At 64.5% G+C, this 17,049-nt stretch carries 17 protein-coding genes; 6 read left to right on the top strand and 11 right to left on the bottom strand.

The genetic code is table 11. The features are described 5' to 3' along the window. Positions 1 to 69 precede the first annotated feature (69 nt). Genes ACEWQZ_RS11090 through ACEWQZ_RS11075 form a run of 4 tightly spaced genes read right to left on the bottom strand, consistent with a single transcriptional unit; the run spans position 70 to position 2,853 of the window. Positions 70 to 1,035, bottom strand: a complete 966-nt coding sequence (locus ACEWQZ_RS11090) for a beta-ketoacyl-ACP synthase III (RefSeq protein ID WP_476483143.1) — start codon at positions 1,033 to 1,035, stop codon at positions 70 to 72. A gap of 29 nt (positions 1,036 to 1,064) precedes the next feature. Then, positions 1,065 to 2,066 carry a phosphate acyltransferase PlsX gene (plsX, locus tag ACEWQZ_RS11085; protein ID WP_476483142.1) on the bottom strand — a complete coding sequence of 334 codons (1,002 nt, stop codon included), beginning with the start codon at positions 2,064 to 2,066 and terminating at the stop codon, positions 1,065 to 1,067. Positions 2,067 to 2,087: 21 nt separating this feature from the next. Then, positions 2,088 to 2,300: a 50S ribosomal protein L32 gene (gene rpmF / locus ACEWQZ_RS11080; RefSeq protein ID WP_476483141.1), complete on the bottom strand. Its 213-nt coding sequence runs from the start codon at positions 2,298 to 2,300 to the stop codon at positions 2,088 to 2,090. Between the two features lie 16 nt (positions 2,301 to 2,316). After that, on the bottom strand, positions 2,317 to 2,853 hold the full coding sequence (locus ACEWQZ_RS11075) for a YceD family protein (RefSeq protein ID WP_476483140.1): 537 nt from the start codon (positions 2,851 to 2,853) through the stop codon (positions 2,317 to 2,319). 60 nt (positions 2,854 to 2,913) lie between these two features. Here ACEWQZ_RS11075 and ACEWQZ_RS11070 point away from each other — a divergent pair, with 60 nt between their 5' ends. From ACEWQZ_RS11070 to ACEWQZ_RS11050, 5 genes are all read left to right on the top strand, one after another. Next, positions 2,914 to 3,504, top strand: coding sequence for a Maf family protein (locus ACEWQZ_RS11070; RefSeq protein WP_476483139.1), 591 nt, complete (start codon positions 2,914 to 2,916; stop codon positions 3,502 to 3,504). An 81-nt stretch (positions 3,505 to 3,585) separates the two neighbouring features. Continuing rightward, entirely contained in the window at positions 3,586 to 5,571 is a 1,986-nt protein-coding gene (locus ACEWQZ_RS11065) for a 3-hydroxyacyl-CoA dehydrogenase NAD-binding domain-containing protein (RefSeq protein ID WP_476483138.1), read from the top strand. Beyond that, positions 5,571 to 7,052, top strand: a complete 1,482-nt coding sequence (locus ACEWQZ_RS11060) for an acetyl-CoA C-acetyltransferase (RefSeq protein WP_476483137.1) — start codon at positions 5,571 to 5,573, stop codon at positions 7,050 to 7,052. The genes ACEWQZ_RS11065 and ACEWQZ_RS11060 overlap by 1 nt, the downstream gene beginning before the upstream one ends. 35 nt (positions 7,053 to 7,087) lie before the next feature. Continuing rightward, positions 7,088 to 7,615, top strand: a complete 528-nt coding sequence (locus ACEWQZ_RS11055) for a lysostaphin resistance A-like protein (protein WP_476483136.1) — start codon at positions 7,088 to 7,090, stop codon at positions 7,613 to 7,615. A 43-nt stretch (positions 7,616 to 7,658) separates the two neighbouring features. After that, positions 7,659 to 9,356, top strand: coding sequence for a protein kinase domain-containing protein (locus ACEWQZ_RS11050; protein ID WP_476483135.1), 1,698 nt, complete (start codon positions 7,659 to 7,661; stop codon positions 9,354 to 9,356). 33 nt (positions 9,357 to 9,389) lie between these two features. On the opposite strand, the gene ACEWQZ_RS11045 is transcribed toward ACEWQZ_RS11050, so the two are convergent. The 4 genes from ACEWQZ_RS11045 to folD all read right to left on the bottom strand — a co-directional run bounded on the left by ACEWQZ_RS11045 (position 9,390) and on the right by folD (position 13,204). Further along, positions 9,390 to 10,535, bottom strand: a complete 1,146-nt coding sequence (locus ACEWQZ_RS11045) for a LysM peptidoglycan-binding domain-containing protein (protein ID WP_476483134.1) — start codon at positions 10,533 to 10,535, stop codon at positions 9,390 to 9,392. A 111-nt stretch (positions 10,536 to 10,646) separates the two neighbouring features. Then, complete coding sequence (locus ACEWQZ_RS11040; protein ID WP_476483133.1) at positions 10,647 to 11,738, bottom strand: TRAP transporter large permease subunit; 1,092 nt, start codon at positions 11,736 to 11,738, stop codon at positions 10,647 to 10,649. Between the two features lie 7 nt (positions 11,739 to 11,745). Further along, entirely contained in the window at positions 11,746 to 12,291 is a 546-nt protein-coding gene (locus ACEWQZ_RS11035) for a TRAP transporter small permease (protein WP_476483132.1), read from the bottom strand. Between the two features lie 43 nt (positions 12,292 to 12,334). Further along, positions 12,335 to 13,204 (bottom strand): bifunctional methylenetetrahydrofolate dehydrogenase/methenyltetrahydrofolate cyclohydrolase FolD, encoded by an 870-nt coding sequence (folD, locus tag ACEWQZ_RS11030; protein WP_476483131.1) that lies wholly within the window; start codon positions 13,202 to 13,204, stop codon positions 12,335 to 12,337. Between the two features lie 55 nt (positions 13,205 to 13,259). Between folD and ACEWQZ_RS11025 the strand changes: the two genes are divergently transcribed. Next, positions 13,260 to 13,739, top strand: a complete 480-nt coding sequence (locus ACEWQZ_RS11025) for a glutathione peroxidase (RefSeq protein WP_476483130.1) — start codon at positions 13,260 to 13,262, stop codon at positions 13,737 to 13,739. A 30-nt stretch (positions 13,740 to 13,769) separates the two neighbouring features. Here ACEWQZ_RS11025 and der read toward each other — a convergent pair whose 3' ends face one another. From der to ACEWQZ_RS11010, 3 genes are read right to left on the bottom strand one after another with little or no spacing between them, the layout of a single operon-like run. Further along, positions 13,770 to 15,173, bottom strand: a complete 1,404-nt coding sequence (der, locus tag ACEWQZ_RS11020; RefSeq protein ID WP_476483129.1) for a ribosome biogenesis GTPase Der — start codon at positions 15,171 to 15,173, stop codon at positions 13,770 to 13,772. Between the two features lie 25 nt (positions 15,174 to 15,198). Then, the gene (bamB, locus tag ACEWQZ_RS11015) at positions 15,199 to 16,362 is read right to left on the bottom strand and encodes an outer membrane protein assembly factor BamB (RefSeq protein ID WP_476483128.1); all 1,164 of its coding nucleotides are present in this window, start codon (positions 16,360 to 16,362) and stop codon (positions 15,199 to 15,201) included. Beyond that, complete coding sequence (locus ACEWQZ_RS11010; RefSeq protein WP_476483127.1) at positions 16,359 to 17,006, bottom strand: YfgM family protein; 648 nt, start codon at positions 17,004 to 17,006, stop codon at positions 16,359 to 16,361. Before ACEWQZ_RS11010 ends, bamB begins: the two co-directional genes overlap by 4 nt. Positions 17,007 to 17,049 lie beyond the last annotated feature (43 nt).

Here is a 17,049-nt window from a genome sequence, read left to right as displayed (position 1 = left end):
GTCCTCCCTGACTATGAAATGCACGGATGAAGTGAGGGGAAAAGTGACAGGTGCCCGTTGATGCCTTGCTTAGTAGGCGATCAGGGCAGCGCCCCAGGTGAAGCCGCCACCGAAGGCTTCGAGCAGCAGCTTGTCGCCACGCTGGATGCGGCCGCTGCGAAGCGCCACGTCAAGCGCCATCGGCACCGAGGCGGACGAGGTGTTGCCGTGCCGATCCACGGTCACGACCACCTGGTCCATCGACATCTTGAGCTTTCTGGCCGTCGCCTTGATGATGCGCAGATTGGCCTGATGAGGAATCAGCCAGTCGAGATCTTCCTTGTTCAGATCGTTTGCCGCCAGGGTCTCGTCGACAATGCGGCCCAGGGTGTTGACGGCGACCTTGAACACTTCATTGCCCTTCATCGAAACGCTGACGCCGCCGCGAGCTTCGGCCTTGAATCCGCGCGAGACGCCGACATCGACCTTGAGCAGGTCGCTGAAACCGCCGTTGGCGTGGATGTGAGTCGACAGGATTCCGGGGTTTTCATCAGCGGTGAGTACCGCGGCCCCGGCGCCGTCGCCAAACAGCACGCAGGTCGAGCGATCGTTCCAGTCGAGCATGCGGGTCAGGGTTTCGGCTCCCACGACCAGCACGTTGCGGGCGTTTCCGTTACGAATGTACTGGTCGGCCACTGAGAGGGCATAGATAAAACCGGAGCAGGCCGCGTTGACATCGAAGGCACCACAGTCGGCCATGCCCAGACGATGCTGCAGCAGGCAGGCAGTGGAGGGAAAGATCAGGTCCGGAGTGGTCGTGCCGACCAGCAAGAGATCAATGTCGCCGGCTTCGAGACCGGCGTCGTCCATGGCCCGGCGCGCGGCCTGTTCGGCCAGATCACAGGTGGTCTGCCCCTCGGCGGCAATGTGGCGCTGACGAATGCCGGTGCGATCGGTGATCCACTGATCGCTGGTGTCGACCATCTGCTCGAGATCCTTGTTGGTGAGGATCTTTTCAGGCAGGTAGTGGCCGGTTCCGATGATGCGAGCGTACATGGCTGATTCTTTTGTTTCCTGCTTGTCGGTCAGTAGCTGGCCCAGAGCGCTTGTTCAAGCTGCGGGATCAATTTGCGTCGGGCCTTGAGTGCAGCCAGACGGATGGCGGTGGCAAAACCGCGCTCGCAAGCGCCGCCGTGGCTCTTGATCACGATGCCGCGCACACCCAGTAAAGGGGCCCCATTATGCCGCGCCGGATCGAGCTTGTCATACACCCGCGCCAGCGGCCGGCGAACCACCGCACCGCGCCAGCCCGCCAGCTCATGTTTCATGCGCTCGAGCAGCAGTCGTGCGGTACCTTCTGCGCTCTTGAGCAGCACGTTGCCGGCAAAGCCATCGCAGACCACCAGGTCCACCTTGCCGGAAAAGATCTGATCGGCCTCGACAAAACCGCAGAATTCGAGACCGTCTTCGTGGTCGATCAGGCGCGCGGCTTCACGCACGACATCCGGCCCCTTGTTCGGCTCGTGGCCGATATTGAGCAGCCCGATGCGGGCATCATGGCCTTCGAGAACACGCACGGCAGTGTTGCCCATGCGCGCAAACTCGCACAGCCGCAGGGCGTCGACCCCCACATTGGCGCCCAGATCCAGCGCCCAGACGGCCCGCTCGGTGCTTGGCAAGGCCGCCATCAGCGCCGGTCGCTCAATGCCCGGCAGCATTCCCAGAACCTGGCGGGACAACGCCATCAGCGCACCGGTATTACCGGCGCTGACGATCGCGGCGCTGGCCTTTTCGGCGACGCGCTCGAGCGCCAGCTGCAGGCTGCTGCCGCGGCCATGACGCAAGGCCTGGGCCGGGCCGGCGTCCATCGGCAGAACGCTGTTGCAAGCAATGATCGTTGTCCGTGACTCGCGCGCCAGACCAAAGGCTGCAAGCCGCTGGCGCAGGCGCGCGGCATCGCCCACCAGGTCCACCCGGAGATCGGTGTCCGCGTCCAGCGCCTGGCGCACCGCCGACAGCGCCGTATCAATGCCGCCGTCGCCGCTCATCACGTCGACAGCCACGCGTGCAATCTGCTGCACCGCCATGATGAATCAGAGCGGGCTGCTTCAGCCTTGCGATTCTTCCAGCTCGTCTTCGTCGATTTCCGGTGCCACTTCCACCACCTGACGGCCGCGGTAGAAACCTTCGGCGGAGACATGGTGGCGGCGATGCATTTCGCCGGTGGTCGGCTCTTCCGACACGGTGGGACCGCTCAGGCGGTCGTGCGAACGGCGCATGCCGCGCTTGGACGGGGTCTTGCGGTTTTTCTGAACAGCCATTGGAGTGCTCCTTGAGTCAATTTTCCTCGTCGCGATTCTTGTCACGGTTCGCGTGACGATTCTTGCGCAAATCTTCGGCCAGGCCCTCGAAGGGCCGGTGCGTATCCGATTTTGGTGCCTCTTCTTCCACCCCGGGTGACGCCGGATCGATCGGCACCAGCGGCAGGCCGAGAAGAACTTCTTCACCGATCAGCCGAACCAGCTCCACCTTGCTGTCCTCGCACAGCAGCGGCTCATAGTCGTCAGGCAGCGAATCGGCAGCCTGGTCGCTGGCAACGATGCCCACGGTCGAGCGGCTCTCCACCGGCTGCTCGAACACTTTCAGCGTTCTCTGGCAGCGCAGCGGCACTTGCCCGCTGACCGACACATCCACCCGCACCTGGCGTTGCTCATCGTGATCGAAAGCCACGTGAAAGTCGATTTCAGCGTCGCCGGGATCGGCTATCATGCCTTCCAGGCGAGCCAGGCGCGCGAGCGGAACCGTGCCGCTGAATTCGCGTCCGGCAGCCGCTGCCTTGTCAGGGTCGATCCAATCTGGAAAGTCTCGCGACATAAGCCGTTCATTATATCACTCAAACCACGCTTGCAGCTACAACAGCTCTATCCTGGCGCCATGAATGACATGCAACTGCCCTGCCCCCTGATCCTGGCATCGAGCTCGCCTTACCGGGCCGTGCTGCTGCGCCGCCTCGGCCTGCCTTTCGAACAGATCTCGCCGGCTGTGGACGAATCTCCGCGCCCCGGGGAGCCGGGCCCGGAACTGGCTCTGCGGCTGGCCCGGACCAAGGCGGCGGCGGTGGCCGATGCCCATCCCGATGCCGTGGTGATCGGCTCCGACCAGGTGCCGGTCTGCAATGACCACCTGCTGGAAAAGCCGGGCGCCCGAGAGCCGGCCATTGCCCAGCTGCGCGCCTGCAGCGGCCAGCAGATCACGTTTTACACGGCCCTGGCGATCTGTCGCGGCACGGTGTGCCACAGCCTGTCGGTCCCCACTCGCGTGGTCATGCGCCGGCTTGCGGATGCGCAGATCGAGCGCTACGTCGATCGCGATCGACCCTTCGACTGTGCCGGCGGCATGAAAAGCGAGTCGCTGGGGATCAGCCTGGCCGAGTCGATCACCAGCGATGACCCGACGGCTCTGATCGGCCTGCCGCTGACCGGTGTAGTGGCGCTGCTGGCCCGTTTCGGCATCGATCTGCCGTGACTGGCCGGCCGGTCAATACAGCGCTGCGGCGGTGATGATAAGCTGATTCCCACCATACGTTTCTGAATGGAGTAGTTCGGGATGGCATCAACGGCCTCGCAAACCGGTGTCGGTCGACACTGGCGAATGGAAACCGATCTCGACGGCATTGCCTGGCTCTATCTCGACCGCGACGACGAGAAGGTCAACAGTCTCGGATCGGAAGTGCTGGCGGAACTCGAGTCCATCATCACCCGCTTCGAGTCCGAGCAACCCGCCGGGCTGATCCTGATGTCGGGCAAGCCGGGTTCTTTCATCGTCGGCGCCGACGTGCGCGAGTTCGACGCCACCGACGATGTCGACGAGCTGCGCAGCAAGGTGAGCGAAGTCCACCAGCTGTTCCAGCGCATTGATGACCTCCCCTTCCCCACCGCTGTGGCTTTCGAGGGCTACTGCCTGGGCGGCGGGCTGGAATTGGCACTCTGCTTTGACTATCGCATTGCCCGGGATGCCGAGCACACGCGCATCGGCTTTCCCGAAGTCAATCTTGGCATCTACCCGGGCTTTGGCGGCTCCGGGCGCAGCATCCGGGCCATGGGCGGGCTCCAGGCCATGCAGATCATGCTGACCGGCAAGCTGCTTCGCGCCGGCGCCGCCAGGCGCATGGGCCTGATCGATCAGACGGTCGGCCAGCACGGCTCGCTGCGCTGGACGGCTCGCAACGCGATTGCCAGAAAGCGCAAATCACGCCGCCCCGGCCTGAGTGCGCGCGCCACGACCTGGGGGTTGGTGCGCAAATTCCTGGCCGGGCAGATGCGCAAGCAGACGGCCGCCAAGGCGCGCAAGGAACACTACCCCTCTCCCCATGCCCTGATCGACGCTTTCGAACAAGCGGGTGATTCCTGCGCAGACATGATTCGCATCGAAGCTGAACAGGTGCCACAGCTTCTGGCGGGTGACAGCTCGCGCAATCTGCGCCGCGTATTCCGCCTGATGGAAGCACTCAAGGCCCAGGGCAAGCGCAGTGACTTCAATGCCCGCCGCGTCCACGTCATCGGCGCCGGCGTCATGGGCGGCGATATCGCCGCCTGGTGCGCCCTGCGCGGCCTGGAGGTAACGCTGGAAGATCGCGAAATGAAGCACATCGAACCGGCCATCAAACGCGCGCACAAGCTGTTTGACAAGCGGCTCAAGACGCCCACGGCGGTGGCCGCTGCCAGGACCCGCCTGATGGCCGACGTCGAAGGCAAGGGCCTGGCGCAAGCCGACGTGGTGATCGAGGCAATTTTCGAAGACCGCGACGCCAAACGCGAGGTGTTCACCCGCGTCAACAGAAAGGCGCGCCGCGATGCGATCATCGCTACCAATACCTCGGCCATTCCGCTGTCCGAGCTGGCCGACGTGTTCGATGACCCCGGGCGCTTGATCGGGCTGCACTTTTTCAACCCGGTGGCCAAGATGCCGCTGGTCGAAGTGGTCCATGATCCGGAGCACTCCGACGGCGATCGCGTCGACGACGGCTCGAGCTTCGCCACACAGATCGGCAAATACGCCTTGCCGGTCACCTCGACGCCGGGTTTTCTGGTCAATCGCGTCCTGGCACCCTACATGCGCAACGCCATGCAAATGCACCGGGAAGGCCTTCCCAAGGAAGCGCTTGACCGCGCGGCTGAACAGTTCGGCATGCCCATGGGGCCGGTCGAACTGGCCGATACCGTCGGCCTGGATGTCGGCTTGAGCGTCATCAAGACACTGATGGGCGACGCCGCCGGCGAAGACCGCAAGGTGCTCGAAGAGATGGTCGCCGCCGGCAAGCTGGGACGGAAGTCCGGTGAGGGCTTCTATCGCTGGAAGGACGGCAAACCCGAGCGCGACAAGGAGGCCCACAAGGGCCATGATCTCGAGCAGCTGGCCGAGCAGCTGATGCAACCCTATTTCGATGAGTGCCTGGCCTGTCTCGAAGACCAGGTGGTCGAAGATGCCGACCTGCTCGATGCCGGCATGATCTTCGGCACCGGTTTCGCGCCCTTCCGGGGTGGGCCGATGCATTACCTCGAATCCCGCAAGGCCGACAAGGAGGCACCCTGATGGCAGACCAGACCCTGCGACGCATCGCCATTGTCGGCGGCAGCCGCATCCCGTTCTGTCGCTCCGGTTCACTCTACGCTGACCAGACCAATCTGGACATGCTCACCGCCGCTTTCAGCGGCGTGGTCGATCGCTACAACCTGGCCGGCAAGAAGCTCGACCAGGTCATTGCCGGGGCAGTGACCACGCATTCCAAAGACTGGAACCTGGCTCGCGAGGCCGTTCTTTCGACCGAGCTTTCGCCGCTGACACCGGCAGTGACCATGCAGCAGGCCTGCGGCACCAGCCTGGAGGCCGCTCTGCTAGCCGGCAGCCAGATTGCCTCGGGCGAAATCGAATGCGCGCTCGTGGGCGGCACCGATACGACATCGGACGTGCCCATCGTTTTCAAGCGCCGTTTCGCCCAGCGCCTGATGCAGCTCAACAAGGCCCGAACCCTGGGCCAGCGGCTCAAGGCCTTCAAGGGCTTTCGTTTTTCCGAGCTGGCGCCGCAGCCGCCGCGCAACTCCGAGCCGCGCACCGGCCTGTCCATGGGGCAGCATTGCGAGCGCATGGCCCGCGAGTGGAACATTACCCGCAAAGAGCAGGACGAGCTGGCGCTTGAGTCTCACCAGAAGGCCGCCGAAGCCTGGGACTCCGGGTTCTTCGACGAGCTGGTGCGCCCGCACAACGGCGTGCTGCGCGACAATATCGTGCGCCCCGACTCGTCAATGGCCAAGCTCTCGAGCCTCAAGCCCGCCTTCGATCGCTCCAGAAGCGGCACCTTGACGGCCGGCAACTCCACCAGCCTGTCCGACGGCGCCGCCGCCGTGCTGCTGGCCTCGGAAGAATGGGTGCGCGAACACGACCTGCCGGTACTCGCCTGGCTGACGCACTCACGCACGGCCGCGGTCGATTACGTCGACGGCGATGAAGGCCTGCTGATGGCGCCGACGGTCGCCGTGGCCGAGATGCTCGAGCGCGCTGAACTGAAGCTGCAGGACTTCGACTTCTACGAAATTCACGAGGCCTTCGCCGCGCAGGTGCTGTGCACGCTCAAGGCCTGGGAGAGCCAGTCCTACTGCAGCCAGCGCCTGGGTCTGGACGCCGCCCTCGGTGCCATCGACCGCAGCCGCATGAACGTCCACGGCGGGTCGGTGGCCATCGGTCATCCCTTTGCCGCAACCGGCGCGCGGATTGTCGCCACTCTTGCACACGTGCTTGAAAAAGCCGGCTCGGGCCGCGGGCTGATTTCCATCTGCACGGCCGGAGGTATGGGCGTGGCGGCCATCCTCGAGCGCGACAACAACGGCTCGGGCAACGCTCCGTCCACGAAAAAGACCGCCCCTGCAAGCGCAGCTGCCAAAAAGAAGTCCAGCGGCAAGAAGGCCGGAAAGAAAGCCAGCAAGAAAAAGAAGAAGACGAGCAAGAAGAAAACGACCGCCAGAAGCGAGACAGCTCCGGAGGCGTCCGCACCGCAGAGCGGGACGGAACAAAGCTGAACGCGCGTTCTCACCCGCTCGTCTTCGGCCTGGCGATGCAGGGCGTACTGCTCGTCCTCGCCGTCGCGCTGGGCTTGGTCTTCGGACAGCATCACTGGCAGAATCTGTACTGGTCAGGCGAGGCGCTGCTCATTGCCGTGGCAGCCACCCTGCCGCTGGCCGCCAGCCTGCTGTGGCTGCCGCTCGAACGCTGGCGCTGGGCCCGGGAGCTGACGGCGCAGGTCAAGCACTTTCTGACGCTTCTGTTTCGCCACGCTCGCCCGGGCGCAGTGTTACTGGTGTCGCTTCTGGCCGGCTTCGGCGAGGAAATGCTGTTTCGGGGTGTCGCCCAGGCCGGCCTGGGCGAGCTGCTGACGCCAGGGATCGGCCTGGTTGCCGGCGCGGTGCTTTTCGGTGCTGCACATGCAGTCTCGCGGGCCTATTTCATCATCGCCAGCCTGATGGGGCTCTATCTGGGCGCGCTGTATCTGTGGACCGGCAACCTGCTGGTGCCGATCATCGTACACGCTCTCTACGACTGGGTTGCCATTCACTTCTATCTGCGTTCTGCGGCAACGGGCTGAAGGCGCTAACATGGCCTTCGTGAGCCACTGACCAGAGATCCCCATGGAGCGAATCGGACGTTACAAGATCGAGCGTGAGCTGGGGCGCGGCTCGATGTCGATCGTCTACGAGGCCTTCGACCCGCATATCAACCGGCACCTTGCAGTCAAGGTGCTGCGCGAACGCTACGCCCGCGATCTCAAGAGTCGGCAGCGCTTTCTGCGCGAGGCACGCTCGGCCGGCGGTCTCAGCCACGCCAACATCGTCACGGTATTCGATGTCGGCCAGCACGAGGGCCTGCCCTTTCTGGTCATGGAGCGGCTCAAGGGCCAGAGTCTCGAAGGCTATCTGGCCACCGGCGGCCGCCTGAGCATCCGTGAAATCCTCGCAATCGGCATCCAGCTTGCCGGGGCGCTGGATTATGCGCACGAATGCGGGGTCATTCACCGCGACGTCAAGCCGTCGAACATTTATTTCGATCCGGAGTCTGGCCTGGTCAAGCTGGTTGATTTCGGTATCGCGGCGATCAACGACCCATCCCGGGTTGCCGGCGACGAGCAGGCCGAAACCATTGCCGGCACGCCCAACTACATGTCGCCTGAACAAATCCAGGGTGGTGAACTGGACGGCCGCGCTGATCTGTACGCTCTGGGCGTGGTGCTTTACCGCCTGCTGGCCGACGCCGCGCCTTTTCAGGGCGATTCCATCGGCGTCCTGATTCACCAGATCGTCCACCGGCCGGCCGCGCGCTTGCAGCCAAGAGACGACAAGACGCCGGTCGATCTGATCGAGCTGGTTCACCGCCTGCTGGCCAAGAATCCCGAAGCCCGACCGGCCAGCGGCGCGCTGCTGCTTGAAGAACTGCAGGAAATCCGCGCCGATCTCGACCGCGGTCTGCTGACGACCGTTCGCGGTCATCCCGGCCCCTGGCGCTGGCTGGCAGTACTTTCGCTGGCGCTGGTGCTTGTCCTGGGCGGCGGACTGGTGTGGGTCTATCACAGTCAGACCCGAGCCATGACCGAGTCCACCTACGGCTATGGCGACGCGCTGGCCGGCGTCATCGCCCAGGAAACGGCCGAAGCCTTGCTGCTCGACGACACCACCGCGCTGTCCAATCTGGTGTCGGACTTTTCGGTCAACCCCCGCATCACCTACTTGCATATCAGCGATCGTGAGGGGCGCGTGCAGGCCAGCACCGATCCATTCCTTCAAGGCGAGCCGCGACCGCAGCCGGGGCGGGCAACGATCGAGCGTGAGCAGGGCGCCGTCCGGCTGCTCAATCGCCAGGATGGCAACCTCGAGTTCCAGACGCCGATCCGCTTCGAGGCCAAGCGTATCGGCGAGGTTCAACTGGGTATCGACGGCCACCAGCTCGAGTCTGCTGCACAGACCACGCTGCTGATGCTGGCGCTGGTGTTTGCGGTGACCATTCTGGTCGTCGGCGGCGGGTTCAGCCTGCTTGTCCGCCGCCAGCAGCGCGCCGTACAGCGGATCAACCGCGGGCTGCAGCGCGTTGCTCGCGGCCAGTACGATACCCGCCTCGATGCCGGGCGAGAGGATGTTTTCAGGCCGCTCATCCAGTGTTTCAACAACATGGCCAACCGCCTCGAAGAGCGCTATGGCCACCTCCGGCACAAGCCGGCAGAGCGAGCGCTGCCCACGGCGAGTGAAGACCTGGACCCCGATCTTGAAGAAACCATTGAAATGGAGTCGACGCCGGAAGACGACAACGTCCTGCCGCTGCCCAAACGCAGGCAGTAGCAGCTGGGTCAGCGATCGATGGCCGCCCTGCCCTCAGCCCGGCGCGCCGAGCACTTCTTCGGTTTCCAGGGCTTTCAGCTTCTGCTGCGCACGCCGGGCGCGGTCGAGATAGCGCAACGCCGGCTCGAAATCCGGTCTGATGTCAACCACCCGCTCCCAAAGTGAAACCGCGCTGTCGACTTGCTGATCACGCCAGGCAGACAGCGCCAGATCATGATAGTACTCGCTGAGTTCGACTTCGAGCCGGCGCAGCGACTGTTTGTGTCGCCGACGCAAATCATCCGTTTCGGCACGCGCTTGCAGCAGCGCCTTCACTGCCGCGTCCTGGTCATTGTCGGCCAGCGCCTGTGCCGCCTCGTCCAGCAGCAAACGGGCCGCCACATGCCGGCGCCAGCGCGCGAACTCGCCGGATTCCGCACGCGCCCCGATCCAGGGTGCGGCGTCGTCGAGCACCCGGACTGCCGCATCGGGAGCATCGCGGCGGCAGGCCTGCTCAGCCAGGATGATCGCAACGTCGGCAAGCGCCTGGCGGCCGGCAGGGTCCAATTGGCCGGAACGTGCCCGGCTGAGCAAGAGCGCGTGAGCCTGCCGATGCCGGTCGCTGTTGATCAAGCGTTTCACCGTGGCATCCGGCGCTGTTTTTTCCGGCGCGGATGATGCCACTGCAGCGGCCGCGACCGCCGGTTTTGCGGTGGTTTCTGACGCCTCATCCTCGTCATCAGCCTCGCGGCGTGGCACCAGAATTCGCTGCCCTGGCCGCACCAGGCGCGGTACGGTGATGTCATTGAGGCGCGCCAGCGAGTAAAACAACAGCTCATTGCCCAGTCGGCGCCCGGCGATGGCCGAAAGGCTGTCGTTGGGCTGCACTTCGACAAGCTCGAAAGAAGAGCCCAGGATTTCTTCCGGCGGCTGGTCGATCTGCGCGAGCACCAGCCGGGCGGCGGCGTTATCCGGGTCGACCTCCAGAAAGCGCTGCAGCTGACGCCGGGCGCGCTTTTCCCTGCCCTCCTGCAGGAAGGCCAGAGCGGCATCCAGCGACCCGTCCACCGGTTGTCCGGCGCGCTCCCACTGTTCAAGCACCGATGCCCGGGGCGGCTCGCCAGGCTGGCGGCGCTCGATGGGCAGCAGCTGACAACCAGCCAGCAGCAGACACAGTCCAAGCACGGACAGGACCGGCAATGCATGAATGCGCGCGCCAGAACGCGCGCGGTTCCGGATTGGCTCAGGCGAACAGCACATCACTCAAGTGTACCCCGCGTGCGGCGCGGGCAGCGGGTTGTGCTCGCCCCGTCAGCTGCTGGTCGCCACCAGCCAAGCCAGCCACAGCAGCAGGACCACCAGTGTGATGGGCCACTGCGTTATCTCGGGTTCCGCCTTGACAGCGGCTTCGGGAGCCCCCTGCGGCCGGCTTTTTTGTCCGCCGACCAGGCCGCGCCCCAGCTGCAGCGCGAGCACGCACAGAATCCCCAGCCCGCCCGGGTCGATCCGGCTCGCGCCGCCGGCTGCCAGCAGGATGACAACCGGCGCCAGCAAGGCCATGCCGGTGAGCACATCCACGAGCGTGCCCACCAGCGCCAGCAGCGACACGACAAGCGCCAGAAACACCAGGCCCTGAAGGGTCGAACCCGGGCCGTCAAGGCCGTGCTGAGTCATTCCGGCCACGTCGAGCGCGCTCCAAGCTGCCACCGACAGTCCCAGCAGCAGGCACAGCGCGGCCGTTCTGACCGTGGCATCGCCGATCTGCCTTGTCAGCTCCCGGAGCGTCAGCTTGCCTTGCAGCAGCCCGCGGGTAAACAGCAGCCAGGCAACCGCCACCACCGCCGCATCCAACAGCGATAGCCAGCCCGAACAGAACCCGGCCACCACGATTGGCAACAGCGGCCATTCCGGAAGCCATTCACGCCAAACTCGCCTCACTCGGTGGCCGGACAGGGGCAATCCGAGCGGCCGGCGGCCAATGGCGACCAGCCCGGCACTGAGCAGCGTGAAAAGCCCCAGGGCAACGAGCGCCTGAAGATACAGGTCAGTCAGTTCGAGCCGGAATCGCGGTACCAGCTGGCCGGCAGCGAGCGCATAGATCACCAGCCCCAGAGCGGGCGCGATCAGACCCACAGGCGTGGCGTCGAGCTCGACCGCCTCGCTGTCAACCGACGACGACGCAGCGCTTGACCCGGCGCCGTCGCGACGGTGGACGATCAGCGCGCCGGCAAAAATGAAAAGCGGCAGCGCGGCCAGTTCCGGCAGCGCAACGACGCGGGTAAAATCCACGCCGAGCAGCAGTGGATCGACCCCGGCCCGCCAATAGCCGAGCAGCGCCGCAGCCGCCAGTACAGCAAAAATGGGCAGGCCCAGCACGACAAGAAGTCCGATCAAAAGCGGCATCGAGGACTCAGCTGCGCGCGGCAACGGCCCGCACCAGAAAGCGCAGGCCCATGACCACGAACCCTACGGGCACGATTGCGAGCACCAACCAGGCGGGCAGGCCGGGAAAGCTCCGACCAAGGAATTCGTACTCCAGGAAAACCATGCCCGTGGTGCTCGACGCCAGCGCCAGACAGATCACGGCCGTGAGAGCCAGTACCAACCGCCATGCCGCAGTCGCAGCGGTTGGCGGCAGCCAGCGCTCAAGCACCTGAATGCGTACATGAGCCGCGCGCCCGGTGGCCTGAATCGCCCCGATCATGACCAGCCAGAGCACGACGGCTGCGATCGACGAGCCGAGCCAGGGCGCAGCGGCGGTCTTGGGGAGCAGGCGCCATAGCAACTGAGTTGCCGCCAACACCATCAGCGTGGCAAACAGCAGCAAAAGCAGCGCGGTGACCAGCCGATCAAACCCCGAGCGCCGGCGGTCATGCGGGCGGCACACCTGCTCCGGCTGGCTCACGCGATCTGGCGAGACGCGCAGACGAACGGTCTTGCTGCGGCCACGGGCCAATCGAGCGACTGTCGACAAGCCCCGGACCACGATGCGTCAGTCATCAGGGCGCCAGTACGACCAGGCCGGCCGCCTCAACCGTGTTCTGCATGAGCGTGGCCACCGTCATCGGCCCTACCCCGCCGGGGACAGGCGTGATCCAGCTGGCTCGCTGCGAAGCCGCCTCGAAGTCCAGGTCGCCCTGAAGCTTGCCGTCGGGCCGGCGATTGATACCGATATCGATGACGATCGCACCGTCGGCAATCCACTCCGGCTTGACGATGCCGGGCTTGCCCACCGCCACGCACAATACCTCGCTGCGCCTGACAAGTGCTTCGAGGTTGCGGGTAAAACGGTGCGCCACCGTCACTGTCGCGCCGGCCAGAAGAAGCTCGAGCGCCAGCGGCCGACCGACGATGTTGGAAGCACCTACCACCAGCGCATTCATGCCCTTGGTATCAATTCCGTTGGCCGCGAGCAGCGTCATGACCCCGCGCGGCGTACAGGGACGCAGCCCCGGATCACGCAGCGCGAGCCGGCCCATGTTGACCGGGTGAAAACCGTCAACGTCCTTTTCCGGGGCAATACGGCGGGTGACTGCATGTTCATCGAGATGAGCGGGCAAAGGCAGTTGAACCAGGATCCCGTCCACGGACTCATCGCGATTGAGCGCATCGATCAAGGCCAGCAACTCGCCCCGCCCGACGCCGTGGGTCAGGCGATGATCCGTCGACACCATGCCGGCGCGCTTGCAGGCGCGGATCTTGTTATTGACATAGATCTCCGAGGCCGGGTCATCGCCAACCAGAATCACGGCCAGACTGGGTCGGCGCCCGCCGCCTTCGACGTGATGCGAGATCGCATCGGCCACGTTGGCGATCAGGCGGTCGGCGACCACGCGACCATCGAGTGTGTGTGCAGAGGAATTCGTCATGCGCGATATTGTAAAGTAGGATGGGCGTGAAAACCGATAGTGAGCGACGGTCGCCGTGAATCTCTTCAACCATCATTTCGTGGATCTTTCAGGCGCACGGATCTATCTCGAGCGCTATCGCAACCAGCCGTTCTTGATCGTCAACATTGCCACCGAAGCTCGGTTTACGCCGCAAATCAAGGGCCTGCAACAGCTGCATACGCAGTTCAGGCGCCACGGGCTGATGGTGGTTGCGGTTCCCTGCAACGACTTTGGGGAAGAGCCGCGGGAAGAAGCCGAGATCGACCACTTTCTGCGCGAAAACTATCCGGCGACTTTCATCGTGACCCGGCGCTATGCTACCCGCGGGCCGGAGGCCCATCCGCTGTTCCGGGAGCTGCTCCAGGAGCACGGCAGTTCAATTCTGCCGCGCGGCAGCTTCAGCAAGTATCTGTTCGACCGTCGCGGCGCGCTGGTCAAGCGTTTTCACGCCGAAACACTGCCCGATGATCCCGGCCTGACAAGGCATGTCAATCAGCAGCTGGGCGGGGTCTGAGGCGACCGCGGGCGGGTCTTCACAGCAGCCTCAGCGTTTGCCCTTCTTGCGGGAAAACTGCTTCAGCCGCCGGCGTTTTTCCTGCTGACGGGGCGTCAGCGGGTTGCGCCGCCCAGCGTAGGGGTTTTCCGATTCACGAAAGATCAGCTGCACCGGCATGCCGGTCAATTCGAATTGCTGGCGGAACAGATTGATCAGATAACGGCGGTATTGGTCCGGAATGCCGCGGGTTCGCGTGCCGTGAATGACGATGCGAGTCGGAAACTTGCCGCCACCATGCGCGTAGCGCAACTTCGGTACCTTGTTCCGTATTGCCGGTGGTGGGTGGGCGTTGACGGCGTCGCGCAGGACGCGCGTCAGCGCCGAGGTGGAGAACTCCTGCTCCCCGGCGTCATGGACATGCTCTATGGCGTCGGTCAATTCGCCCAGACCGCTGCCGTGCAGAGCGGAAATCGTGACCGTCGGCGCAAAGCGGGCAAAACCCAGGCGCTCGGCCACCTCCACCAGCACCGCGCGCCTGCGGTCGCCATCGATTGCATCCCATTTGTTGAGTGCCACAATCAGGCCGCGGCCGGCGTCGATGACGTGGCCCGCCAGGCGGGCATCCTGGTCGGTAATGCCTTCGACCGCGTCGCAGACCAGGCAAACGATACGCGCCTGATCGACCGACTGCAGGGCCTTGATGGTGCTGAAGCGCTCAACGCCTTCATGCTGGCCGCGGCGACGGCGTATGCCGGCAGTATCGATCAGGTGATAGCGCACCCCGTCACGCTCGACCGTGGCGTGGACCGGATCCCGGGTGGTGCCGGCAATCGGCGTGGTCAAGGCGCGTTCCTGCCCGAGCAGCCGATTGAGCAGGGTCGATTTTCCGGCGTTGGGGCGTCCGATCAAAGCCAGCCGGAGGCCATCATCATCGGGCAGGCCCGGGTCGACGGCCGGCGGTAATTTCTCCGTTAGCGCGCGCGCCAGACTTTCCAGCCCGCGCCGATGGCTGGCGGCAATCGGGCAGATTTCACCCAGCCCCAGCTCAGCCGCTTCAGCCAACGCCATGTCAGCATCCAGACCGTCCGTCTTGTTGACGGCATGCACCACTGGTTTGCCGCGCTGGCGCAGATCGCCGGCAATCTCGTGCTCCACCGGCAGGATGCCGGCGCGCGCATCGGTCAGCATGATGACCAGGTCGGCTTCGTCGATGGCCGTGCGAGTCTGCGCCTGAGCACCGGCTTCGATCTCGTCTTCAGCCTCGTCAAGACCGCCTGTATCGATCAGGATGATCGGGCGCTCGTCCAGTCTGGCCTGCCCATAGATACGATCGCGGGTGACGCCGGGCGTGTCGGCAACCAGCGCGTCCCGAGTACGCGTGAGCGCGTTGAAAAGCGTGGACTTGCCCACGTTCGGGCGCCCGATTATGGCCACCACCGGCAGCAAAGACACCTGCTTCAGGCTCCCGGATCACACACTAGCGACCGACCCGCCAGGCACTCAGCTTGCCGTCTTCATCAAACAGGAACAGCCGGTTGCCCTTGACCAGCGGGGCGGACGCGAAGGCCTTCTTGCCGGCCCTGATCCGCGCCACGATCTGGCCACTGTCGGCATCGAAAAAGTGCACATGTCCTTCAAGGTCTCCGACCGTGACCAGCCCGGAGAGAAAAACGGGACGCGTCAGCTCGCGCCGCAGAAGCTGTTCGTCATGCCACAACGTAGCGCCGTTGCGTCGATCGATGAGCCAGAGGTGGTCCTTGCGATCGGTCACTGCAAGCTGAGTGCGGCGCAGGCTCAGGCCACTGGCCGAGGAAACATCCTTGACCCAGAGCGTGCGCCCGGACTCAAGCGCCAGCCCGGCCAGACGACCGTGATAGGTCACGACATAAAGCTCGGTACCGACGACGATCATCGGCCCGTCGATGTCGGCCAGACGATCAAGCTCGGTGCGGCCCTCCGGCGAGCTCACGCGCTGCTCCCAGAGAACCGAGCCATCGGAGACGCGCAAGGCCGCAACCAGCCCGTCATCGAAGCCGATGAACACCTGCCCTGCCCGCGCAAAAGGGTCGCTGTTGCCACGCAGGCTCAGCAAGGGCACACTGCGATCGTAGATCCACAGGCGAGCGCCGTCGCTACGATCCAGGCCGAATACGCGGCCGTCGATTGCGCGTGCGACGACAATGCCGTCATGCAGCACCGGCAAAGCGAGAATCTCGGAGGAAAGCTGCTTGCGCCAGCGAATCTGCCCGGATTCGCGATCGATGACAATGAGTTCACCATCGAAAGTGCCGACCATGATGAGATCATCGGCCAGCGCCGGGCCCGCCGAGATCGGCAGGCCAAGGTCTATCTCGCGCTCGATTCGACCGGTTTCCAGGTCAACCGCCGTGATCTTGCCGCGGTAGTCCGCCACCCAGATGTGCTCATCCTCGATGACCGGTCGAATCCGGGGCTTGCTGCGGTTGATTCCCTTGCCGGTGTTCACCGACCAGAGACGTTCAACCGGTACCGTTTGTTCGATAGCGGTCAGTTCTGCGGGCTCGAGGTCATCTTTGCTGCTGAACCAGCCGCCAATGGTCTGGCAGCCAGCAAGCAGCAGTACAGCAAAGATCAGTACCGGTAGGCGCCCCTGCCGGGTCACGAAGCATCTCCACCACGGGTCGCAGCGTCAAGCTTGATCTGCAGCAGATTGGCGCTCATGCCATCGGCAGTGCGCCGGGCGACAGCGTCCTCCCACGCTGCCCGGGCTTCATCGACCATGCCGCGTTCGAACAGTAAATCGCCACGGGTTTCAGCCCAGGCTGCGGCAAAACCGTCCGGCGCCTCGCCGTCGATCAGCGCCAGGGCATCCTCATATTCTCCCTGCGCCTCGAGCACGCGGGCCAGCCGCAGGCGAGCAACGGGCCACAGCGACTTCAGTCGCCGGTTGTCGAGAACGCTCTGATAAAGCTCGGCTGCCGCGCCCAGGCGCCCGTTATCGACCCGAGCAGCGGCCAGGTACAGGCTGGTCAGGCCCGCATAGGCGGTGTTGCCGGCCACGTCCTGCATGGCCTTGAACTCCGACTCCGCCTTGTCGAGCTCGTCATTCTCGATCTGCTGGCGAACCACCTGGTAGTACTCCGAACCCAGCACCTGCTGCTCGGCGCGGTGATCCTGCCAGTAACGAAATCCGAAAATACCGCCAAAGGCGAGAACCAGGCCAACCACAATCGCCGGGCTGTTTTCCTTGATCCAGCGGCGAACGCGCTCGCCCTGCTCGTGCTCGTCATAAAGCTCTACGGCCATGTCGATCAGTTCCTTGCGATAGGCATTGAAAGAAAATCAGTCG

This window comes from Wenzhouxiangella sp. YN1 (assembly GCF_056324145.1).
This window is presented reverse-complemented; position numbering and strand designations above follow the sequence as displayed.